Raw genomic sequence first — 22,499 nt, forward strand, 5'->3', positions numbered from 1 at the left:
CTTTGAGCGCATCACCCAATGAGTCCGCGCCGATCTGGCGCACCCGCCGCTTTGCCATCGATCTGCAGCGTGTCCAGGTCATGGGCATCGTCAATGTCACACCGGATTCCTTTTCCGACGGTGGCCAGCACGGGACAGCGCGCAGCGCCATCGCTCATTGCGAGTGCCTGCTGGCGGATGGTGTGGACATCCTTGACATCGGCGGCGAATCCAGCCGCCCCGGCGCGCAGTTGCTCAGCGAGGACGACGAGTGGTCGCGTGTGGCGCCTGTGCTGGCCGAGGCGGTCAAGCTGGGCGTGCCGGTGTCCATCGACACCTACAAACCGGCATTGATGGCGCGTGCGCTCGACCTTGGGGTGGACATCATCAACGATATCCAGGCCTTGCGCATGCCCGGCGCTCTTGAGGCGGTGTCGGCCCATGCAGATGCGGGCGTGTGCCTGATGCATATGCGCGGTGACTCATCCACCATGCAGGCTTTGGTGGACTACGGCGATGTGGTCGCGGAGGTGGCTGCCTTTTTGGTCGATCGGGCGCGCGTCTTGCGTGAAGCCGGCGTGGCGGCGGAGCGCATCGTGCTGGACCCGGGTTACGGGTTTGCGAAAACCACGGCGCAAAATTTTGAGCTGCTGGCGCGACTGCAAGAACTGCAAGGTCTGGGCTATCCGCTCTTGATTGGGTGGTCGCGCAAGCGCGCCATTGGAGATGTGACCGGCCGGCCTGTGGACCAGCGCCTGGCCGGTAGCTTGGCCGCGGCGTTGGCCGCGGTGGCACGCGGCGCCCGCATCGTGCGCGTGCACGATGTGGCGGCGACGGTCGATGCGCTCAAGGTCTGGCATGCGGCTGCCGGCGGAGCGTGAATACTGTTACGCGGTTGCCACAGCCGCTGACCGACAATAGCGGATTGATTTTCAGGAGGGTGCTCACAATGAGCCGCAAGTATTTCGGTACCGATGGGATTCGTGGCACGGTCGGCCAAGCGCCGATCACGCCCGACTTCATGTTGCGCTTGGGCCATGCAGTGGGCCAGGTGCTGCGCAAGCAGTCGAGCCGCCCCAGCGTCTTGATCGGCAAGGACACGCGTATTTCTGGCTACATGATCGAGTCGGCCCTGGAGGCCGGTTTTGCCTCGGCCGGTGTCGATGTGCAGCTGACGGGCCCGCTGCCCACGCCGGGCGTGGCCTACCTGACTCGCGCGCTGCGCCAGGATCTGGGTGTGGTGATCAGTGCTTCGCACAATCCCTTCGCCGACAACGGCATCAAGTTCTTCTCGGCCAAGGGTGAAAAGCTGCCCGATGCCTGGGAACTGGCCGTCGAAGCGGCGCTCGACGAGCCGCCGACCTGGATTGATTCGGCCAATCTTGGCCGTGCTCGCCGCATCGGCGATGCGCGTGGTCGTTACATCGAGTTCTGCAAGAACAGCTTCGGCTCCGATTTGACCCTCAAGGGCATGAAGATCGTGGTCGATGCAGCGCATGGCGCGGCCTACCACGTGGCACCCGATGTGTTCCACGAGCTGGGTGCCGAGGTCATCTCCATTGGCTGCAGCCCCGATGGTTTCAATATCAACGCCGGTTTTGGTGCCACTTCGCCCGCCGCCCTGGTCAAGGCCGTGCATGAGCACGGCGCGCACTACGGCGTCGCGCTGGATGGTGACGCCGATCGCCTGCAACTGGTGGACGCACAAGGCCGCCTCTACAACGGTGACGAGTTGCTGTATGTGATGGTGGCCGATCGCCTGGGTCAGGGCCTGCGTGTGCCTGGCGCGGTGGGTACCTTGATGACCAATATGGCGGTCGAGCTGGCCCTGCGTTCGCGCGATGTGGACTTCGTGCGCGCCAAGGTCGGTGACCGTTATGTTCTGGAAGAGCTGAGCGCGCGCGGCTGGCAGCTGGGCGGCGAAGGCTCGGGCCATCTGCTGGCCCTGGATAAGCACACCACGGGCGATGGCATTGTCAGCGCTTTGCTGATTCTGCAGGCCGTCAGCCGCACCGGTCGCTCTTTGTCGGAGCATCTGGTAGACGTCACCTTGTTCCCGCAGACCATGATCAATGTGCGTTTGCAGCCGGGTCAGGATTGGCGCAGCAATGCCCGCCTGGCGCGCGAGCAAGCCGAAGTGACGGCTGAGCTCGGCGACCGCGGCCGTGTGCTGATCCGCGCCTCCGGCACCGAGCCGCTTCTGCGGGTGATGGTGGAGGCCAGCGACGCGGCCTTGGCACAGCAAAGTGCGCAACGCTTGGCGGAGGCCGTCAAGGCCTGATGTGATGATGGTTCGGGGCGGGTGTGCTGCAGTGTGTTGCATTTGCCCGAACCCTTGACGCTGAAATGAAAAGCCCCAGGTGACATGTCATCTGGGGCTTTTTGCTTGATTGCCAGGCAGTGGTCGATTCAGGGGCGCATGAGAACCAAGAACCCGCCCGACTTGTCGGAAGGCCGACTTACGGCCGCTACCACGCTCCAGCCGGAGGGAATCTCCTGACTGTTGCTCTGCAGCGCATGGCTGCAGCGGGTGTTTTGCAGGGAATGCTGAGCATCGACCCTCCATCGGCCCTGGAACTGCAACGAGGCCAAGGTTGCCAGGGACTGATCCGGTGCTGCGACACAGTTGGCGTTCTGCGGCAGGTGAGCCCGCAAGCGCTCCACCAAGGGGCCGTTGCTGCGAATGAAATCCAGTGGCGGCAGCAACAAGGTCATGATCAAGAGCCAGCAAAGGGCCACGCCACCGGCGGGCAGGACCAAACTCTTCCAAAGCGCATGCTGATGCCGGGCGGTGCGCCAACGAACCAGTGCGATCCATGCCGCAGTAGCCAATACGGCCAATACCAGGGCCAGTGCGCTGAAGCGTGGTTCGAACTCTTCACCCAAACCCAGGCGGCGCAGATTGGTCATGGGCGTGCGCGGCACACCCAGATGCATGGAGATGTAGTGCAGCCAGAACAGCAATGTCCAGGCGCTGAAGAAGAACACCGAGAACCAGTCCATGGCTGCGGCGATGCCGCGCTGCAAGGTGGGCAACGCAAAACTGGCGAGCACTGCGAGCGCCGGCAAGCTCAACAACAAAGCGCGATCCGAGCCGCCCATCAGGATGCTGGTCAGCAGGGGGATCAGGGCGGCGATCAGTGGCAGAAGGATATGCCTGCCTTGCCAATGTGCACGCCAGCGCCACAGGGTCCAGAGGGCCATGGGCCAGACCGGCCAGCAGAACCAAGCCAGCAAATTGAGGGTGCGCAGCAACTGATCCAGATCCAGTTCGCCTTTGATTCGCCAGGCCCAGGCATTGAATTCCCAGGCACTCATGGCGGCCAGGCAGCCTGAAGCAAGCAGCCATAAGGTGAGGCTCCGCACTTCCAGATACCGCGAGCGCCGGCAAAGCCAGGCGCCAATGAGCGACAGCGCGAGCGCCACCGCGGGCGCGCCACTGGCTGCCAAGATGGGGAGTGCCCCAAGAATCGCCCAGCGCGATTTGCTGGGGCGATAGGGGGCCGCGGCGAGGCCGTATAGGTAGAGGCTGACAGCCAGCAACTGCAGCAATTCGGGCGTGGTTTCGTGACCCAGTTGCAGCAGACCCAGGCTGGCGATCAAGGCAAGTAGGGCGCCATCGGCCAGTGAGCGGGCGTAATCGACGGCCTGTGCTTCCCCGCCAAATGCAAAGGCCACGGGTTGTGCCGCATCGGTGCGCGCCAGATGGAAGCTGCTGTACCAAACCAGCACCAGGACCAGCACCAGCATCAGTGCATATGGCAGGCGCGCCGCGAAAGCAGCGTCGGCGAAAGGCAGGGCCTGGATGGCTGCCGCACCCACCCAGTAGGGCAGGGGGCCGCCTTCTGCCGGAATGCCCGCGATCGCAGGTTGCCACCATGGGGCGCTGCCTTGCGCAATGCTGGCCATGAAGCCAAAGGCGCTCAGGTCTGCATTGCGCCAGGGATCCCGGCCGAACAGGCCAGGCAGCACATAGGCTGCGCAAAACAGCAGCAGTGCCAGGCGGGGCAGGCGCTGCGCACTTCGCTCGGCAACGATGGCAGGGGTGGGCAGGTTCACGCGTGGAGCAGTTGGGTGCGAATGAAAGATGCCTGGATCATGCCGCAAAGCTGTGATGGCAGCGAGGCGCGCGTCTTGCGAAGCTGAGCGTGTGGGGCGAGGGCTGCACGGGGCTTGGCGAAGCGGGCATGAAAAAAGGCAGCCAGAGCTGCCTTCCTGTACCGAGAACCCGAAGTCCGGGTCGAATCGGATTTACTTCTTGGCGAAGCCGGCAAACTTGTTGCGGAACTTCTCGACGCGGCCGCCCAGGTTGTCGATGCTCTTTTGCTGGCCGGTGTAGAAGGGGTGCGATTCGCTGGTGGTTTCCAGCTTGACCAGCGGCACTTCGCGGCCGTCGTCCAGCGTGATGGTTTCCTTGCTGCTCACGGTCGAACGCGTGATGAACTTGAAACCATTGGATTGATCCACGAAGCAAACGTCGCGGTAATTGGGGTGAATGCCGTCTTTCATGAGAGACCTCTCGCTTTGCGCTGACGTGCCGGGAGCCATGTCGCACCATGCGACGCACTTTCCGACAGCGACAAAAACGCGGATTGTAGCAAAATTTTTCAGGGCGACCGTTTGAAAGTGTCCGTCGGCCCACCGAAACCAGCGGGCCGGGTGTCCACCGCCGCAGCATGCTGCGGCCGTCCCTGCGCCGGCAGGGGCTGGAGAATCAACCGCCGCGACGCATCATGTCGAAGAAATCGAGGTTGTTCTTGGTGGACTTCATCTTGTCCAGCACGAACTCCATCGCCTCGATCTCGTCCATGTTGTAGAGCAGCTTGCGCAAGATCCAGCTCTTTTGCAGGATCTCGGGCTTGAGCAGCAGTTCTTCGCGGCGGGTGCCGGACTTGTTGATCAAGATCGAAGGGTAGACGCGCTTTTCTGCCATGCGGCGATCCAGATGGATTTCGCAGTTGCCGGTGCCCTTGAACTCTTCGTAGATCACTTCGTCCATGCGGCTGCCGGTGTCGATCAGCGCAGTGCCGATGATGGTCAGCGAGCCGCCTTCTTCCACCTTGCGCGCAGCGCCGAAGAAGCGCTTGGGGCGCTGCAGGGCGTTGGCGTCCACGCCACCGGTCAGCACCTTGCCGGAGGAGGGCAGGACGTTGTTGTAAGCGCGAGCCAGGCGGGTGATGGAGTCCAGCAGGATGATCACATCCTTCTTGAGCTCGACCAGGCGCTTGGCGCGCTCGATCACCATCTCGGCCACCTGCACGTGGCGGGCGGCGGGCTCGTCGAAGGTGGAGCTGATCACTTCACCGCGCACGGTGCGGATCATCTCGGTCACTTCTTCGGGGCGCTCGTCCACCAGCAGCACGATCAGGTGAGACTCGGGATGATTGGCGACCAGCGCATGCGCGATGCTCTTCATCATCTCGGTCTTGCCGGTCTTGGGCTGGGCGACAATCAGAGCGCGCTGCCCTTTGCCGATCGGCGCGATCAGGTCAATGATGCGGCCGGTGACGTTTTCTTCGCCCTTGAAGTTGTCTCGTTCGAGCTTGAACTGTTCGCGCGGGAACAGCGGCGTCAAGTTCTCGAACATGATCTTGTGCTTACTCTCCTCGGGCGTCAGTTCGTTGACGCGGTCAACCTTGACCAGGGCAAAGTAGCGCTCGCCGTCCTTGGGCACGCGCACTTCGCCTTCGATCATGTCGCCGGTGTGGAGGTTGAAGCGGCGGATCTGGCTGGGGCTCAGGTAGATGTCATCGGTCGAAGCCATATAGCTGTCGTCGATGGAGCGCAGGAAGCCAAAGCCATCCGGCAGCACTTCGAGCACGCCGTTGCCGAACACTTGTTCGCCGGCTTTGGCGCGCTTTTTCATGATCGCAAACATCAACTCCTGCTTGCGCATGCGAGCGACGTTGTCGATCTCCAGCGCCTCGCCCATCTTGATGAGCTCGGAGACGTGAAGCGCTTTCAGTTCGGAAAGATGCATGGGTGAACACCCGGTAGGTCGTCAGGGTCCTGCCAAGGACCGGGGACTTAAAACTTCAGCGGCAAGCGCACATTGCCCTGCAAGCCACGCCAACGGCACAGAATCAGTCAGCGAAACCGCGAAACAAAAAAACGAGGGAGCTTGGGCGCCGAGTCCACGCGCCAGAGCCGTCGATGCGGCCAGGGCGTGTTGGCAATTCACTGTCGCCGGGAGCCGGGAATCCGAGAGGATTCGATATGTCCCCGGCAACAGATTGAAGGGGATTATAGGTTAGCGTCCAGGAAGGCCGTCAATTGGGCCTTGGACAAAGCACCGACCTTGGTGGCGGCCAGCTGGCCGTCCTTGAACAGCATCAGGGTTGGGATGCCGCGGATGCCGAACTTGGCGGGCACTTCGCGGTTTTCGTCCACGTTCATCTTGGTGATTTGCAGGCGATCGCCATAGTCCTTGGACACTTCGTCCAGGATGGGTGCAATCATCTTGCAGGGGCCGCACCATTCGGCCCAGTAGTCCACCAGCACGGGCTTGCCGGCTTGGATCACATCGGCGTCAAAGGATGCGTCGGAAATGTGTTTGATCAGTTCGCTGCTCATGGAGTGTCCTTGGACGGGGTCTCGGCAGGGCTGCCGACAAAGAGGCCAGACGTGGCTGGCTTGAGTGTCGTTGGATTTTGACACAAAGGATTTGGGGTCGTGACGATGGGGCCATGGTGGAACGGTCGGCTTCACGTGCTCGCGAATCAGCGCAACGACTTGTGTTCTGCGCTTGCCTTCTGATTCTTGGCTGCTGGGTCGCTAACGTGAAAACAACTCGGAGGTTTTTGGGGGGGGGCATGATTTCGGCAATGGCGTGTTGTTTGCAGTGGCCTGGAAGAAGTTTTTGGAGTTTTCTTGGGAGCGCTTGAATTCCAGGCTAGAATGGCGGTCTTCGTCGGGGCGTAGCGCAGCCTGGTAGCGCATCTGCTTTGGGAGCAGAGGGTCGCGAGTTCGAATCCCGCCGCCCCGACCAAGACCCTTATCGAATACCCGTTGCAAGCGCGAGTTTGCAGCGGGTTTTTTGTTTGTGCTGGAGAAAGGTAAGGCAGTCGTATTTGACACCGGGGTTTGTGCGCCCTGGGTTAGCGCGACTTCTCTGGCCGCAGCTCGAACCACAGAATTGCGCGCGACTGGGCTTGATCGAGCCCGCCCTTCAACATGACTTGATGCCATGGCTATCCAACAACTGACCGAAGAGCAAATCCAGACCTGGACTCGCGCCCAAAAGGACGAGTGGTGGTTCAAGAACATCTTCCGCGGCGACATGCCGCAGCTGACCCTGCGGTCTGCCCTGACGGGTTTCTTGCTCGGCGCCGTTCTGGCAGCCACGGCGCTTTATGTGGGCGGCAAGACCGGCATCGGCATCGGCGTGGGGCTGACCGCGGTGATTCTGTCGTTTGGCTTGTTCCGCGCCTTGCACGCTTCGGGTCTGGCCAAGGACTACACCATCCTCGAGAACAACTGCACGCAGTCGATCGCGACTGCGGCGGGCTATGTGGTGGCGCCGCTCTACACCAGCTTGGCGGCCTATATGTTGATCACGGGCCGCATCATTCCTTGGTGGCAGATGATCATTTGGATGGCAGTGACATCCATTCTTGGCGTGCTGGTGGCTTTCCCCATGAAGCGGCGCTTCATCAATGAAGATCAGCTGCCTTTTCCCGAGGGCCGTGCCAGCGGCGTGGTGCTGGATGCGCTCTACATGGGCGACGCAGCGACAGGTGTGTTCAAGGCGCGTTTGCTGACCCTGGTGGCCGGTGGCACTGCGCTCTATCAAGCCGTGGTCAGTGATGGCTGGATGAAGTTGATCCAGTTCAAGATCCTGCGCATGGATCAGTGGGCCGGCATGAAAGAGCCTTGGCATCTGCATGAGCGTCTGGACACCTACTACTACCAAGCCGCAGCCAAGGCGGAGTGGTGGATCCCGAAGATTCTGGGTACGGATTTCCGCGTCTTGGGCCTGCGCCTGACGCTGGACGCCGCCATGATCGGTGTCGGCGGTCTGATGGGCATTGCGATCGCAACCAGTTGCTTGCTCGGTGCCTTCATCAACTTCGTCATCCTTGCACCGATGATGATTCAGCTCGGCGATATTGCGCCGCGCGTGTCGCCCAGTGGGGCACTGGTGCCGCTTTCGCGCGCCGAGATCGTCAACCAGTGGTCGCTGTGGTGGGGGGTCACCATCATGGTGGTGGGCTCGCTGACCAGCCTGCTGGCCAAACCTGAGCTGATCACCAGTCTGTTCAAAGGCAAGAAGAAGGGCGCGGCTGTGGCGTCCACGGGCCCGGATCTGCTGGCCGGTATCGAAGTGCCGCTGTGGATCTCCTATGTCGGCGTGCCCGTGTTCAGCGTGCTGGGCGCCTGGGTCACGCACCTGTTCTTTGGTGTGCCCATGTTCCTGGCCTTGGTGTCCTTACCCTTGATCTTTGTGCTGACGGTCATCTGCACCAACTCGATGGCCTTGACCTCGTGGACGCCGACCGGGGCCCTGTCCAAGATCACCCAGTTCACCATGGGCGCAATCGACCGGACCAATCCCGCCAGCAATTTGCTGCCGGCCGGCATGACCTCGGAGATTGCCTCCAACGCCGCCAATCTGCTGTCGGACATCAAGCCGGGCTACATGCTCGGCGGCAAGCCGCGCCACCAGGCCATTGGTCACATCATCGGCATCTTCGCGGGCTTGCTGGCCTGTGTGCCCCTGTACTTCCTGCTCTTCTTGCCGGCCGATGCCAATGGCGTGCGCTCAGTGTCGACCCTGGTGTCGGAGCAGTTCGCCATGCCGGGTGCCTTGCAGTGGAAGGGCGTGGCCGAGTTGATTGCACGCGGCTTCAATGGCTTCCCGACCTCGGCTCTGATCGCCATGGCTGTGGCAGCCATCAGCGCCATCGTCATCGAGGTGCTGCGCATCGTCACCAAGGGCCGCTTCCCGCTGTCGGCTGTGTCCATTGGCTTGGGCGTGGTGTTGCCGCCCGAGTCGGTGTTTGCCATGTGGGTGGGTGCAATGCTGTTCTGGGTCATGGGCCTGCGCCACAAGAGTGTGAGCAGCCCCGGTCACCGCATTTGGGTGGAAGGTTGCGAGCCGATCTGTGCGGGCCTGATCTCGGGCGCGGCCTTGATGGGAATCGGCAACTCCATCGTCAATGTGATCATGAATTGATGGTGGGGCCTCGGCGGCGGCGCACTCGCGCGGCCTCCCAGGCCCATGGCACAATCGCGGCCCCCGGAGCCTTGATTCGGGTTCTGCTACAGCTCAGACCTCAATTTGTTTGGGTGGCCTCGTGGCAGGCTTGCCGGGGCTCATTGCCGGGGGTGGCGTCGATCGGCGCCGTGCCCTGTTCGACCGACCATAGCTCAACTGGATAGAGCACCCGCCTTCTAAGCGGGCGGTTGCAAGTTCGATTCTTGCTGGTCGGGCCAATCTTCTTTCTCGCAGCCATGTTGCGCCGCACTCTCCTTCCTGTGTGGTGGATGTCCGCGTTGGCGTGCCGGGCCGATTGCGGTTTCAGGGGCTGACGCTGGTGGATCTTGCGATGTTTCGCTCCTGTGCTGTTCTTGTTTCGAAGCCAGCGCCGCTGCCTTGCAAAGCAAGAATGGATTTACGGGCTGACAAGCTGGCGCATCTTTTTGAATCACGCTTGTTCCCGGCGTTCTAGGGTTTTCCTGAACCTTGCTTTCCTTTGAATTCCCGCTTTAACGCTGATTTCCTGCATTTGGGCCAGAGATTTTGCGTTGCAAGGATTGCATCCTGCGCGTTACCAAACGTAAAGTAGAGTCCACAAAACGAGGGAATAGCGGCACCACGATGTGTACGCTGGAGGGGGAGTGAGTGCGGCTGCAAATGCTGTTCTCGCAACCTTGGGGAATGGCTTGGAGCGCAGTGCAGATTCGTCTCAGTCTGCATGCCATGTGACTCCTTGTGAGCAAGCGGCGTCCTCGTTGGACGCCGCTTTGCTTTTTTGGATCGAACACCATGCAGTGAGGATCCGATTCAAGACTTCAAGCCGGGCAGAGAAGGTGCCGGCTGAGGCTTCAAGTGCCCAGCTCCGTCGCATTCCGTTGTTAGACTCCGCAGCCCTGTCCAGCCCGCGGGCTGTGCGCGTCCGCTTCGACACGGGATTGCGTTTGTTCTTGCCCATGCTTCCGTGACTGCCGTGCCTGCCTTGCCATGACTGCCTTGCCAATCACCCGACACACCTGCCTCGCCCTGCGTGCTGCCAAAGCCTGCCGAGCGGCTCGGTTCTTCGGGGTGGTGGCCATCTTGTTCGGTGCCACGATAGTTTGGGCGCAGGATGGCGGCGCGGCAGCGCCGGTATTGGGCACCGGCCCAGGGTCCTGTGTGTTGGTGTTCGGGCATGGGCGCAATTTCGAACCCACGCAGGCTGCCCAGAACGAGTATTGGGATCAGCTCAATCTGAGCTTCAACCGCGAGGTGGTTGATGCACTCAATCAGGCTCGCCACACCGCTCATGCCTTGGTGCTCAAGGTCTCGGCGCTGGATCTTGCGCGCAATGCGCGCCTGTTGCTGGACGAAGCACAGCGCCTCGGTTGCGGCCAGGTCTTGGAAACCACCGTGTTCGCCGATGTCGAGTCGTCTTCGTTCAAGGCCCGCTTGCGTCTGTATCCCCTGCAGGGGATGAAGGGGCCGCGGACTTCGGGCGAAGGCCTCAGCATCGGGGCGCCGCTCTACACCAACGAACGTGGCTTTGAGCTCAATCAGCGCAATCTCGAGCGCCTGCGTCCGGAGTTGCTGGCGCGCACCATGAGCGATGAGTTCTTGCAGTCCTTTGTGCCGGCCTCACGCACAGGTGCTGGGGCCAGCTCCGCTGCCGCTCCCGCCGCTGTCTCGGCGCCAGGACCTTGAGGTTCATGAGATGCATGAGGAGTGCGTCCGGCTCTGTGTGCCAGACGAAGCAGGCATCAATGTCGGCGGTACTGGGTGTCCCCGAACAGCATTTCGCGGGCCTTGTCGTCCATCAAGGGCTTGCGCTGGGTTTCCAGCACGGCCACGCCGCGCTGCACTGCCGGCCGCGCAGCGATTTCGTCAAACCAGCCCTTGAGATGGGGGTAGTCCGACATCTGCACGCCTTGGTTTTTCCAGCTGCGCAGCCAGGGAAAGATGGCCATGTCGGCAATGCTGTAAGCCGGCCCGCCGATGTAGCGGCTCATGGCCAGACGCTTGTCGATCACGCCGTACAGGCGCTGCGCTTCCTTGCTGTAGCGCTCGATCGCGTAGGCGATTTTCTCCGGGGCGTAGATGCGAAAGTGGTGAGCCTGACCCAGCATGGGGCCGACGCTGCCCATCTGGAACATCAACCACTGCAACACCTCGTACTTGCCGGCCGTGTCAGCGGGCAGAAATCGCCCGGTCTTGCCGGCCAGGTACAGCAGGATGGCGCCCGACTCGAACAGGCTGATCGGCCGCCCGTCCGGGCCTTCGCTGTCCTGGATGGCGGGGATCTTGTTGTTCGGGCTGATGGCCAGAAAGGCGGGCTCGAATTGTGCGCCCGCCCCGATGTCCACGGGGATCACCCGATAGGGCAGTCCGCATTCTTCCAACATGATGTGAACCTTGTGGCCGTTGGGTGTAGGCCATGAATACACTTCGATCATTTGGGTTCTCCACCTTGGCCAGACGGTCGATGCAAGGCGCATCGTCACGCTGTTCTGGCGTTCGCCGCATTGTGCTAGCTCATGTTTTTTAAGCAAGTCAAACACTGGTTCGTTGCCCGCTCCAATGCCGCCCGCTGGCGGCCCATCCACGATTGGTCGGAGAGCCGCAATGCCCAGTTCCGCTTGACCCGAGACGGCCGCGGCTTCGTGATCGAGCAGCCCAAAGCCCTGCCCGGCAGCTTGCGCATCGAGTGGGGGGACTCCCAGCGCGGCTACATCAAGGGCTCGGAGCTGCGCATTCGCTGCGAGCTGCGCCTGCACAGCGATCTGCAGATGATGGTGCTGTGCCGCCAGCTGATGGAGTCGCTGGAGTCCACCGTGTTCGAGGCCTACACCGACACGCTCAAGACCCGTGTCGACACCGACACGCCGGAGGAGATGCGCTGGCTGGTGATGTTCCCCAAGCTCGGCCAGATCAGCTCCAAGCTGGTGCGTCAGCGCTTTGGCGCCATCGGCGTCAACAAAGACCTGACCGCCGCCTGGCTGGATGGCGATCTCAGTGAAGCCCTGGCCCAGGCCAGTCAGGATTTGCTGCCCGAAGGGCACCCCGTCGTGATCATGACCCTGCGTGGCAATGCCTACCTGCGCACGGCCATGGACCAGCCCAGCTTGCCTGCCATCCAGGGCCTGCTCAAGTTGCTGGAAGTCGCGGGCCGGGAGGCTCAGCGTGTCAATGGTCGCTTGTCTGAAAGCGGCCCATGGCCGACCACCACCTCGATCGCCTGGCAGTCTTCGCGGCCGGAGGAAGACCTGTCACGGCCCTGAGCGCAGGGCCGCAGAGGCTGTTCAGCGATTGGCAATGGCCAGGAGTTTGTCGCGGCTGAGCATGACCAGGCGCGTGGGTTCGACCCGCACAGCCCCTTCGCGTTCGAAGCTCTTGAGCTCTTGATTCACGCGCTGGCGCGACGCCCCCAGCAGCTGGGCCAGGTCTTCTTGCGCCAGTTGCAGGCCGATGCGGGTTTCCTCGCCCTGGGGCTCGCCGTAGGAGCGAGCCAGGAAGATGATCTGCTTGGCCAGCCGCGAGGCCAGGGGCCGGGTGTTCAGGTCTTCCACCATGTCGAACATCAGGCGCAGGCGGCGGCAGTTCAGGCGCAGCAGCGCATCGTAGAGCTCGGTGTGGCGCTGCAGCAGCTCGCGGAAATCGGGCTTGCGGATCACCAGCAAGGTGGTTTCTCCATGCACACTGGCATCGTGGGTCCGTGGCAGCCCGTCGAACAAGGCGATGTCTCCGAACCAGGTGCCAGGTTCGACATAGGTCAGCGCAATCTGCTTGCCCGCCAGTGACACCGAGCTCACGCGCACGGCACCTTTGGCGACCGCCATCCATTCCTCGGCCGGCTCGCCACGGCAGGAGAGCAGGGCGCCATCGTTGAGGCGGCGCACCGAGGCGCGAGCAAGGATGTCCTCGCGCAAGGCGGCGGAGAGCTTGGAGAACCACGGGCCCGATTCGATGTTGTTGCGTTCTGTTTGTGTGAGGACCGTGCTGTTCATGCTGTGCCGCTGTCGTGACCACAAGAGTTTGTCGTCGGATGACTGATTGTCCATGAGCAGATGCTTGGTGTCGGGATGGTCTCAAAACGGAAATGGCATGGAAAACCCAGGCACTTGCGTCGCCTGCGGAAATGGCCTGGGAAGGCGGTTTGTTTCGCGCTTTTGTCCCGCAGTGCGGGCGATGCTGCGTGCTAGAGTGAGTCAAACAACATTTCCCCCCGGCATGGACCGAGCACCCGCACCGCCCACCTTCACCTGGCGCCATCCCCGATCCATCGCGCCATTGCTGCTCGGTGTGAGCCTGGGTCTGTGCGGCCCGGTGCAGGCCCTGGGCGTGGACAGTCCGCTGACGCAATCAGCCCTGGGGCAGGCGCTGAATCTGGCCTTTCCTGTGCTGCTGAAGGCGGGTGAGCGTCTGACTCCCGAGTGCGTGCAGGCTGAGGTCTATGCGGGTGAGGCGCGCTTGCCGCAGCATCTGGTGCAGGTGGTGCTGGAAGGTGAAAGTGAAGGCGCGGTGCGAGCTGTGCGCCTTTACAGCCCGGTGCCCATCAATGAGCCTTTGGTGCATGTCAACCTGAGTCTGGGTTGTCCGTCGGTCTTGAAGCGCCAGTACACGGCCTTCATCGACCCGCCGGGATTGGATCAAGGAGCACGCGGCCTCAACCAAGCCCCTGCTGCTGTGCGGGCGCCTCAGTACACGCCGGCCATGCGGGCCGCCATGGCTGCCGCCGGCGCCCGCCCCGAAGAGCTGCTCGGTTCAAGCGCTCGCATGGCCCCGGCGCCTGGCGCGACCGGACCCGTCGCACCTTCATCGAGAGTTGCGTCGGGCTCGAAAGTCAAGCTGCCCTCAGCGCCTGAGGCCGATGCGGCCGTTGTGCGGACGGCAACGGCCAGGCCGACTCAGGGCAAGGCCAGCTCAACCTTGCGAACCGTGAGTCTGAAGGCCGGCGAAACGCCTCGTTTGCGCCTGGATGCCCCGGATGCCGATGAGGCCGCCGAGTCGCCCTTGGCCCAGATCGCGGCTGCCGAGGTGGCGCTGCTGCGTTTGCGTCAGCTCGAAGAGCTGCTCAACCGGCTGCAGCAAGACAACCAAGGCAGCCGTGCCAAGGTGCAGGCCTTGCGCACGCAGTTGGAGGCAGCGCCGCCGGATGAAGGGCCGCAGCCCGCCGTCTGGGGCTTGGCTGCGTTGAGCCTGGGCTTGGCGGGCCTGAGTGCTTTTCTTTGGAACAGCCGTCGCCAGGAGCGCGCCGAACGCGATGCGGCTTGGTGGACTGCCGGCCGTGCAGGGAAGTCGCCAGATGAGATCGATGCGCGCGAGCCTGACGTGGGAGTTGCACCCGGCGAGGCATCTCGGACTGGCGGCGCCGATCGGTCCGGCCTGGACGGGCATGACTTGACCCCTGTCAGCCCTGCGCCCGCGCTTTCTGGAGTGGCGGCCTCTGCTCCGCCCAGCGCTTGGGCTTCGGCCACGGGCGCAATGCCGGCAGCGGCGCACCTCAGTCCGATCGATGAGCGCACCATCACCTTGCCGCCTCAAGATGCGGTAGACGATGCAATGGGCGATCCAGGCGACGACTTTCTGTCTGCCCCCATGCCGCTGGCGGACGAATCAGCGTCGGAGCCTCTGAGCATTCAGTTGCTGGACACGCCGGCCAATTTCGTCAATGACACCGGTGCTTTCACCGCGCCCGTGCCCTTGAACGTCACCGCGGTCGGCACCGATCATGTGACCGTGGAGGAACTGATCGACCTGGAACAGCAGGTCGAGTTCTTCCTGGTGCTGGGCCAGAGTGATGCCGCGGTGGAGTTGCTGCAGGCCCGCATCGATTTCGGCGGCGCCAGCGCCTTGCCGTATTTGAAGCTGATGGAGATCCACCAGCGCCAAGGTCAGGAGCCGCGCTTTCAACAGGTGGCTGCGGCCTTTGCCAAGCGGTTTGATGCCTTGGCGCCTACCTGGGGCGCCGATCTCAACCTGGGGCGTGATTTGGAGGCCTACCCTGCCGACTTGCAGCGCATCCAGGGTCGCTGGGCCGATGCGGCCGCCAGCATGGCCCTGGTGCAGGAACTGCTCTCGCGTGGTGGTGCGCAAGGGCAGGGTTTCGATTTGCCGGCCTACCGTGAGCTGCTGTTTCTCTACAGTGTGGCCCGAGATCGCTCCGAACATGAGGTGCGTGGCGAAGAAATCGATCTCTTCTTGCCTCTGGATGGCGACGCTTCGTCTGCGGCTGGAACGGCGGGCGACGGCCATGAATTGATGGCCACCATGATCTGGCAGGGCAAGGCCATGCCGGGCCCTCAGCATGCGCTGGAGGTTGACATCTCGCTGGATGACCCGAACGCCGCCGCGTCGCGCATCAGCGCACCCAGCCGTTTCTGAGTTTCTGAGTTTCTGTCGCGCCCGGGCCTTGGCGCACCAGCTCAGAGCTGCCGCAGCAAGGCCAGTGCGCGATCCAGGGTCGCGTCTTTTTTTGCGAAGCAAAAGCGAATGATCTTGTCTTGGCTGGCCCGCGCCTGGTCTTGCTTGTCCGCATGGAAAGCCGACACTGGAATTGCCGCCACGCCCACTTCTCGTGTCAGCCATTGGCAAAACTCGGCGTCGTTGAGTGCTCGTCCGGCCTCAAGCTCGCGGTAGTCCACGCACTGGAAATAGCTGCCCTCGCTGGGCAGCAGGCGCAGCCGGCATTGCGCCAGGACTGCGCGGAAATGGTCGCGCTTGCGCTGGTAAAACGCGGGCAGATCCAAATAGGGACGTGGGTCTGCCAGATAACGGCTCAGACCCAGCTGAACCGGCGTGTTGACGGAGAACACCGTGTACTGGTGTACCTTGCGGAACTCGGCGCTCAGGGCCGCGGGAGCGGCGACATAACCGACTTTCCAGCCGGTGACGTGGAAGGTCTTGCCGAAGCTGGACACGATCAGGCTGCGAGCGGCCAGCTCCGGAAAACGGGCGACGCTTTGATGCGCTTGCCCGTCATAGACCATGTGTTCGTAGACCTCATCGCTGATCAACAGTGCCTGGCTGCCGCGCAGCAAGTCGGCAAGGTTGCGCATCTCGGCATCACTCCAGACCGTGGCACTGGGGTTGTGCGGGGTGTTGATGATGAGGGCGCGCGTGCGGGGGGTCAACGCGGCGCGGATGCGATCGAAATCGGGGCGAAAGGTCTCCGGGTCCAGGGGCACGCGTACGAGCACGCCGCCAGCCAGCGCGATATTGGGGGCGTAGCTGTCATAGCAGGGCTCCAGCACGATCACTTCATCGCCGGGATGAACGATGGCCAATAGGGCGCACAAGATGGCTTGGGTGGCGCCGGCGGTGATGGTGATCTCGCGCTCAGGGCAATAGGCTTGGCCATGCGTAGCCTGCAGCTTGGTGGCCACCGCTTGGCGCAGTGCGGGCACACCGGGCATGGGTGGGTACTGGTTGTGGCCGTCACGCATCGCGGCATGCACGGCCTCGATCAGGGCGGGGTCGCAGTCGAAGTCGGGAAATCCTTGGCCCAGATTGACGGCGCCATGGGCCTGAGCCAAGGCCGACATGGTGCTGAAGATGGTGGCGCCCACCTGGGGCAGTCGGCTGTTCAGGGGCGTGGGCAGGGTCAGGCTGCCGGGCGATGTCGGTGCATTCATGGTCGAGGGCGGGGCAGACAGTCGAGCGGCCGGGCCCGACTGAGATCAAGGGATCAAAGCGTTCAGAGCTTGTAGTCGCTGGCCTCGCCGCTCATGGCTCGCTCGAGCAAGGGGCGGTTCAGTCGGTCCGACAGCAGCTCGGCAAAGCTGTAGACGTAATTGCGCAGATAAGCGCCACGTTTGAAGGCAATGCGGGTGACATTCTGGCCGAACAAATGGCCCAGCGGTCGCGACACAAGTCCGCCGTCGGGAGGATCCTCGCGCACCGCCATTTCGGCCACGATGCCCACACCCATGCCCAGGCGGACATAGGTCTTGATGACGTCGGAGTCGATGGCCTCGAGCACGAAGTTGGGGTGCAACTGGCGCGCCTGGAATGCCCGGTCGATGCGAGTGCGGCCGGTGAAACTGGGGTGGTAAGACACCAGGGGCTCGGCAGCCAGCTGCTCCAGGCTCGGGCGCTCCACCTGGGCCAGAGGATGGTCGGCCGGCACCACCAGCACATGCTGCCATTCGTAGCAGGGCAAGGTGACCAGCTCTTCGATCTGGGCCAGAGATTCGGTGGCCAGGCCGACATCGGCGCTGTCGTCGAGCAGCATGCGCACGACTTGGTCGGGGTTGCCTTGGTGCAGGCTGACGCGCACCAGCGGCAGTTGCCGGCGCAGCTGGGCTACCGGGCCCGGCAGAACATAGCGCGCCTGGGTGTGAGTGGTGGCGATCGACAGGGTGCCACTGTCCTGCTTGGAGTATTCGTCGCCGATGCGCTTGAGGTTGTTGACCTCGCGCATGATGATTTCGATGGCGGCCAGCACCTGCTGGCCGGGCTCGGTGATGCGGCGCAGGCGCTTGCCGTGACGCGAGAAGATGTCGATGCCTAGCTCTTCTTCGAGTTCCAGGATGGCCTTGGACACGCCCGGCTGAGAAGTGAACAGCGCCTTGGCGGTCTCGGTCAAGTTGAGATTGCGGCGTGCCGCTTCCTGCACGAATCGGAACTGGTGCAAGTTCATGGGTGTTCCTCGGCGGGGCCGTCCAGCCAGGCCAGGCTGGCCTCGGCCATGGCCTGGATGATGCGCTCCTGGTCGCCCAGGGCAGGGTGCAGCAGCCACTGCACGGCATCGCCGTACTGGCTTTCCAGGCTGGCCAGCAGGGGCGGAATGTCGCGCCGCACGTGGCCGCCGGTACCCAGGAACATGGGCACGATGTGAATCGTGTCGCAGCCCTCGGCCGCGAGGCCGTGTGCCGCTTCTTCGAGGCTGGGCGACATGAATTCCAGGTAGGCCAATCGCATGGCCAAGCCCGGGCGTTGTCGGGCCAAGCGAGCGGCCACGGCTTCGAATGGGCGCGCCCAATCGGGATCGCGGGCGCCATGGGCGAAAAGAAGCAGGCCTTGGCTCATGGCTGTTGGTGGTGGGTGTGGAGCGGGTTCATCGGTAGCGGACCAACCAGCCGAAGGCGGCCAGCGAGAGGGCCAGATAGATCAGGCTGGGCGTCGCGGCGGCAGCCCAAGGCGTCCAGTTGTTCAAGATGCCCATATGCCCGGCCACATTGTTCAGCAGGACAAAGCTGATGCCCAGCATGATGCCGCCGAAGACCTTGAGGCTGATGCCGCCCGACCGCCCATGAAGATAGGCGAATGGCAGGGCCAGGGCGATCATCACAAAGCAGGCGAAGGGGTAGAGCGCTTTGCGCCAGAACTGAATGTTATGGGCCTGAGCCGATTGCTCTTGCGCGGACAGGTGCTCGGTGTAGCGATAGAGCTCCAAGGTCGACATGGAGCCGGCCGGCAGCACAGCGGCTGTGATCACGCCTGCGTGCAGGCTGCTGGGCCAATCCAGGCGCGGCAGCCGCAGTTCGCGAACTGGGGTGCTCAGATTCGGTGCATCCTCGCCGCTGGTCCACTCGGTGCGCTCCACCTCTTGCAGCTGCCACAGGCCTTGCTTGTCCACGCTGGCGCGCTCGGCCGCCGTGCGCGAAATCAGGCCGCCATGCTCGTTGAACTCAAAGATGCGTACCTCGCGAAGTTGCCCTGCAACATCGGCCCGCCCGACGTGGATGGAAAAGCTGCGTTCCTGGCCGTCCACGGTGCGGTGCTCTTTCAACCAAGCTCCTTTGGCATTGGCCTGCGCATCGCCGGTGGCGCGTGCGCGAAGCAAGTCGTACTGGCGCTTGAAAAAAGGTTCTGCAAAGTCACCGGCCACAAAGGTCAGCACGGCAAAGACCAGGGCCAGGTTGGCCAGCAGGCCCAGCGCGCGCCCGGGACCCAGGCCGCCAGTGCGCAGAATCGTGAATTCGCTGGACTGAGCCAGGCGGGCCAGCGAGAAGATGGTGCCGATCAGCACCGTGATCGGGAACAACTGGTAGAAGTGTCCCGGGATCGACAGCAGGGCCAGTTGCAGCGCCACCCAGCTGCCGGCGCCTGCACGGCTCATGCGGTCGATTTCATCGACGCAGTCGGTGAAAAAAAACAGGGACAGAAAGGCCAAGGTGACAAAGGCGACGGCGCCGACGATGTCACGGTAGAGCAGGCGGCGGACCGTTTTCATGCGGCGCCTCCCTGGCAACTGGCCTTCAAGCCGACGCCGCGGCGGCGCGGTAGGTGGATGCGATTGCCCTGGTCACGCCACCACAGCAGCAACAGTGCCAGCGCCAACGCGCTGCCGTGCACGCTCAGCAGGGCGCCACCCATGCTCATGCGGCCACTGGTGATCCAGGACTGGCTGAGATTGACCAGATTGAAATAGACCACAAAGGTCAGCAAGGCGAACAGCAGGTTCCAATTGCTGGCACGGCGCGGATTGGTGGCCGACAGACCCAGGCCCAGCAAGCACATATTGAAGGCCGACAGAATCATGCCGAAGCGCCAGGCCAGCTCGGCCCGGTTGCGCGGCGTTGGGTTGTTGATCAGTTCCAGAGTGGCCAGTGCTTTGGGCGGCAATTGATCGGCCGAGCGCAAGACCTGGCTGTCCATCAAGACCTGGTACTCCTCGAAGCGGGCCAAGGTCTTTTCGCCGCCAAAGCCCTTCGTTTCGTTGCGTTGACCGCGATCCAGCACCAAGAAGCGGTCGTCGCCGACCTGCTCGATGCGGCCTTTGGACGAGGTGGTGACGGATTCGCTGTCCTGTTGTTTGGACAGGATGAAGACATTGCGGCCAGTGCGTCCGTCCTCGCTGTCTCGTTCGATGAAGAAGACGCGGCTGCCGTCACGTGAAGGCTGGAACTGGCCGGGTGCCACACGGGACAAGTCGCTGCGTTTTTGATAGCGCTCGCGCAGCTGGGCGCTGTTCTGGTTGCCCCAGGGCCAGATCAAGAGGTAGAGCACCATCACCACCAGGAGGACCGGCCAGGCCATGCGGAACACCGGCTTGGCGAATCGGCTCAGGCCGATGCCGCTGGAGAACCAAATCGACATCTCCGAGTCGCGGTACATGCGGCCAAGGCTGGTCACGATGGCAATGAACAGCGACAGGATCAGCATCGTGGGCAGATGGCCCAGCGAGGCATAGCCCAGCAGCAGCATCACATCCTGCGGCGCCACGCTGCCGCCCGCCGCCTGGCCCAGGGTGCCAATCAGCATGATGGTGAGGACGGTGGTGAGGATGACCACGAGGGTCACGCCGAAGCTGCGCGCCAACTCGGTGCGTACGGTGGAATCGAATAACATCCTGGGACTTTTTTCTACTCGGCGACATTATGGACTTCCGTACACAGTCTGCGTCCTTTGACGCATTGGCCAGCTTCAATGCTGATGCCTTGATCCTGGTTCTGGGTGGCGACACGCTGCCTGAGGGCCTGGACGCCGGCTTGAGCGCCCTCATCAAGGACGCGATCAAGCTGGGCGACTTCGAGTTGAAAGCTGGCAAGTCGCTGGTGCTGCAGCGCCCGGTCGGTGTGAAGGCCCCGCGCCTGGTGTTGGCAGCTTCTGGCAAGACCAGTGTCAAGGCCGCTCGTGCCGCTGTGCAATCGGCTCTGGGCTTGCTCAAGGGCCGCGGCGTGGCCCATGCCGGTGTGGCTTTTGTCGGTTTCGACTTCAACGCTCACGGTGACAGCTTGGCTGAGCAGTTCGTGCTGGCTGCAGGCGATGCGACGTATGTGTACCGTCACACCAAACCCAGCGCGCCGGAAGCCGGCAAGCTGAGCAAGCTGACGCTGCTGGTGGACAAGGCCGATGTCGCCTTTGCCAAGGTTGCCAAGCAAGGTCTGGCCCGCGGCGAGGCGATCGGTGCGGGTGTCGAGTTGGCCCGCGAATGCGCCAATCGCCCGGGCAATTACGCCACGCCGACCTACCTCGGCGAGCAGGTCAAGGCCTTGGGCCAAACCTACGGCCTGAAGGTTGAAGTGCTGGACAAGAAGGCCGTCGAGAAGCTGGGCATGGGCTCCTTCCTGTCTGTCGCCCAGGGCTCGGACGAGCCGCTGCGCTTCATCGTCGCCCGCTACGAGGGCGCAGCCAAGACGCAGGCGCCCGTGGTGCTGGTGGGCAAGGGCATCACTTTCGACTCGGGCGGCATTTCGCTGAAGCCGGGTGCCGAAATGGACGAGATGAAGTTCGACATGGGCGGCGCCGCCAGTGTCATCGGCACCCTGCGTGCTGTGGCTGAGCTCAAGCCCAAGATCAATCTGGTGGTGCTGATCGCTGCCTGCGAGAACATGCCCAGCGGCCGCGCCCTCAAGCCGGGTGATGTGGTGACCTCGATGTCGGGTCAGACCATCGAAATCCTGAACACCGATGCTGAAGGCCGCCTGATTCTGTGTGATGCGCTGACCTATGCCGAGCGCTTCAAGCCCGCAGCCGTGGTGGATGTGGCCACGCTGACGGGTGCATGCGTGATCGCTCTGGGCGGTGTGCGCAGCGGCATGTATGCCAACGACGAGAGCCTGGCGCAAGCCCTGACCGCAGCTGGCGAAGCGTCGCTGGATTTGTGCTGGCGCATGCCTCTGGATGACGACTACGAAGAGGGCCTCAAGAGCAACTTCGCGGACGTCGCCAACGTGGGCTCGCGCGCCGGTGGCTCCATCACCGCGGCCAAGTTCCTGCAGCGCTTTGCCAGCAAGTACGCCTGGGGTCATCTGGATATCGCCGGCACGGCCTGGAAGGGTGGCGCGGCCAAGGGCGGCACCGGCCGTCCGGTGGGCCTGCTGACCCACTTCGTGCTGTCGCAAGTTCGTTGATCGAAGAAGGGTGCGGGCGCTGTTCATCGGCGCCCGCCGTTTCTCGCTCACAAGGACCGAATGACAACCGAAGTCAGTTTCTACACCGGCGTTGCCGACCGGCTCGGCTACCTCGTGCGTCTGCTGCGCAAATCACAGCAGGCCGGGGTGCGCACGGGTGTGTGTGGGCCGGCTCATCTTCTGGGGCGTCTGGACGGCAAGCTCTGGGATGCCGAGGCCAGCATTTTTGTGCCGCACGCGCGCTGGGAAGCTGCGCATGCGGGCACGCCCTTGGGCGAGCACACGCCGATCTTGTTGAGTGAGCGCTGCGTGGACTTGCCCCACCGCGAAGTGCTGCTCAACGTCGGCGCTGACATGCCCGAAGGTTTCGACGAATTCCAGCGCGTGCTGGAGGTGGTTTCGACCGACCCCGAGCAGGTGCAGGCCGCGCGCCGGCGCTGGCGCCGCTATGAAGAGTTGGGCTTCAAGGTCACCCACCACAAGGTGGCCTGAAAGCTTTGAAGCCTTGCTACTTGCGCCCTGGCAAGGCCTGTTGCGATTCCATGCTT

19 protein-coding genes and 2 tRNA genes are annotated in these 22,499 nt (G+C 63.0%); 10 read left to right on the plus strand and 11 right to left on the minus strand.

All coding sequences use genetic code 11. The annotated features are described in order from the left end of the window. Window positions 1-80 precede the first annotated feature (80 nt). A complete protein-coding gene (gene folP, locus OOB33_RS14375; RefSeq protein ID WP_271010060.1) occupies window positions 81-860 on the plus strand; it encodes a dihydropteroate synthase in 780 nt (259 codons plus the stop codon). Between the two features lie 68 nt (window positions 861-928). Then, window positions 929-2,260, plus strand: a complete 1,332-nt coding sequence (glmM, locus tag OOB33_RS14380) for a phosphoglucosamine mutase (RefSeq protein ID WP_271009173.1) — start codon at window positions 929-931, stop codon at window positions 2,258-2,260. Between the two features lie 128 nt (window positions 2,261-2,388). Here the strand turns inward: glmM and OOB33_RS14385 are convergent, their stop codons facing one another. The 4 genes from OOB33_RS14385 to trxA form a co-directional block, all read right to left on the minus strand. Continuing rightward, on the minus strand, window positions 2,389-4,038 hold the full coding sequence (locus OOB33_RS14385; protein ID WP_271009174.1) for an ArnT family glycosyltransferase: 1,650 nt from the start codon (window positions 4,036-4,038) through the stop codon (window positions 2,389-2,391). 192 nt (window positions 4,039-4,230) lie between these two features. Then, the gene (locus OOB33_RS14390) at window positions 4,231-4,488 is read right to left on the minus strand and encodes a type B 50S ribosomal protein L31 (protein WP_102770129.1); all 258 of its coding nucleotides are present in this window, start codon (window positions 4,486-4,488) and stop codon (window positions 4,231-4,233) included. 205 nt (window positions 4,489-4,693) lie between these two features. Continuing rightward, complete coding sequence (rho, locus tag OOB33_RS14395; RefSeq protein WP_102770130.1) at window positions 4,694-5,959, minus strand: transcription termination factor Rho; 1,266 nt, start codon at window positions 5,957-5,959, stop codon at window positions 4,694-4,696. 263 nt (window positions 5,960-6,222) lie between these two features. Further along, window positions 6,223-6,552, minus strand: a complete 330-nt coding sequence (gene trxA / locus OOB33_RS14400) for a thioredoxin TrxA (protein WP_102770131.1) — start codon at window positions 6,550-6,552, stop codon at window positions 6,223-6,225. 338 nt (window positions 6,553-6,890) lie between these two features. Between trxA and OOB33_RS14405 the strand changes: the two genes are divergently transcribed. From OOB33_RS14405 to OOB33_RS14420, 4 genes are all read left to right on the plus strand, one after another. After that, window positions 6,891-6,967 (plus strand) — tRNA-Pro (locus tag OOB33_RS14405). Between the two features lie 198 nt (window positions 6,968-7,165). Further along, the gene (locus tag OOB33_RS14410; protein ID WP_102770132.1) at window positions 7,166-9,154 is read left to right on the plus strand and encodes an OPT family oligopeptide transporter; all 1,989 of its coding nucleotides are present in this window, start codon (window positions 7,166-7,168) and stop codon (window positions 9,152-9,154) included. Between the two features lie 183 nt (window positions 9,155-9,337). After that, window positions 9,338-9,414 (plus strand) — tRNA-Arg (locus OOB33_RS14415). A gap of 748 nt (window positions 9,415-10,162) precedes the next feature. Further along, window positions 10,163-10,858 carry a hypothetical protein gene (locus tag OOB33_RS14420; protein WP_271009175.1) on the plus strand — a complete coding sequence of 232 codons (696 nt, stop codon included), beginning with the start codon at window positions 10,163-10,165 and terminating at the stop codon, window positions 10,856-10,858. Window positions 10,859-10,914: 56 nt separating this feature from the next. Here the strand turns inward: OOB33_RS14420 and OOB33_RS14425 are convergent, their stop codons facing one another. Continuing rightward, the gene (locus tag OOB33_RS14425; RefSeq protein ID WP_102770134.1) at window positions 10,915-11,607 is read right to left on the minus strand and encodes a glutathione S-transferase N-terminal domain-containing protein; all 693 of its coding nucleotides are present in this window, start codon (window positions 11,605-11,607) and stop codon (window positions 10,915-10,917) included. An 81-nt stretch (window positions 11,608-11,688) separates the two neighbouring features. On the opposite strand from OOB33_RS14425, the gene OOB33_RS14430 reads away from it, so the two are divergent. Further along, window positions 11,689-12,432, plus strand: coding sequence for a hypothetical protein (locus tag OOB33_RS14430; protein WP_102770135.1), 744 nt, complete (start codon window positions 11,689-11,691; stop codon window positions 12,430-12,432). A 21-nt stretch (window positions 12,433-12,453) separates the two neighbouring features. Here OOB33_RS14430 and OOB33_RS14435 read toward each other — a convergent pair whose 3' ends face one another. Next, a complete protein-coding gene (locus OOB33_RS14435) occupies window positions 12,454-13,158 on the minus strand; it encodes a Crp/Fnr family transcriptional regulator (RefSeq protein WP_102770136.1) in 705 nt (234 codons plus the stop codon). A 223-nt stretch (window positions 13,159-13,381) separates the two neighbouring features. On the opposite strand from OOB33_RS14435, the gene OOB33_RS14440 reads away from it, so the two are divergent. Beyond that, on the plus strand, window positions 13,382-15,535 hold the full coding sequence (locus tag OOB33_RS14440) for a hypothetical protein (protein ID WP_271009176.1): 2,154 nt from the start codon (window positions 13,382-13,384) through the stop codon (window positions 15,533-15,535). 41 nt (window positions 15,536-15,576) lie between these two features. Here the strand turns inward: OOB33_RS14440 and OOB33_RS14445 are convergent, their stop codons facing one another. The 5 genes from OOB33_RS14445 to lptF form a co-directional block, all read right to left on the minus strand. Beyond that, a complete protein-coding gene (locus OOB33_RS14445) occupies window positions 15,577-16,785 on the minus strand; it encodes a pyridoxal phosphate-dependent aminotransferase (RefSeq protein ID WP_271009177.1) in 1,209 nt (402 codons plus the stop codon). Window positions 16,786-16,847: 62 nt separating this feature from the next. After that, window positions 16,848-17,792, minus strand: coding sequence for a CysB family HTH-type transcriptional regulator (locus OOB33_RS14450; protein ID WP_102770139.1), 945 nt, complete (start codon window positions 17,790-17,792; stop codon window positions 16,848-16,850). Further along, on the minus strand, window positions 17,789-18,181 hold the full coding sequence (locus tag OOB33_RS14455; RefSeq protein ID WP_271009178.1) for a sirohydrochlorin chelatase: 393 nt from the start codon (window positions 18,179-18,181) through the stop codon (window positions 17,789-17,791). The genes OOB33_RS14450 and OOB33_RS14455 overlap by 4 nt, the downstream gene beginning before the upstream one ends. A gap of 28 nt (window positions 18,182-18,209) precedes the next feature. Continuing rightward, the gene (lptG, locus tag OOB33_RS14460) at window positions 18,210-19,328 is read right to left on the minus strand and encodes an LPS export ABC transporter permease LptG (protein WP_271009179.1); all 1,119 of its coding nucleotides are present in this window, start codon (window positions 19,326-19,328) and stop codon (window positions 18,210-18,212) included. Then, on the minus strand, window positions 19,325-20,446 hold the full coding sequence (lptF, locus tag OOB33_RS14465; protein WP_271009180.1) for an LPS export ABC transporter permease LptF: 1,122 nt from the start codon (window positions 20,444-20,446) through the stop codon (window positions 19,325-19,327). Before lptF ends, lptG begins: the two co-directional genes overlap by 4 nt. A 29-nt stretch (window positions 20,447-20,475) precedes the next feature. On the opposite strand from lptF, the gene OOB33_RS14470 reads away from it, so the two are divergent. Beyond that, on the plus strand, window positions 20,476-21,951 hold the full coding sequence (locus OOB33_RS14470; protein ID WP_271009181.1) for a leucyl aminopeptidase: 1,476 nt from the start codon (window positions 20,476-20,478) through the stop codon (window positions 21,949-21,951). Window positions 21,952-22,011: 60 nt separating this feature from the next. Next, a complete protein-coding gene (locus OOB33_RS14475; RefSeq protein ID WP_271009182.1) occupies window positions 22,012-22,443 on the plus strand; it encodes a DNA polymerase III subunit chi in 432 nt (143 codons plus the stop codon). Window positions 22,444-22,499 lie beyond the last annotated feature (56 nt).

It is taken from the genome of Paucibacter sp. B51, from assembly GCF_027863535.1.
Lineage (GTDB): Bacteria > Pseudomonadota > Gammaproteobacteria > Burkholderiales > Burkholderiaceae_C > Paucibacter_A > Paucibacter_A aquatilis.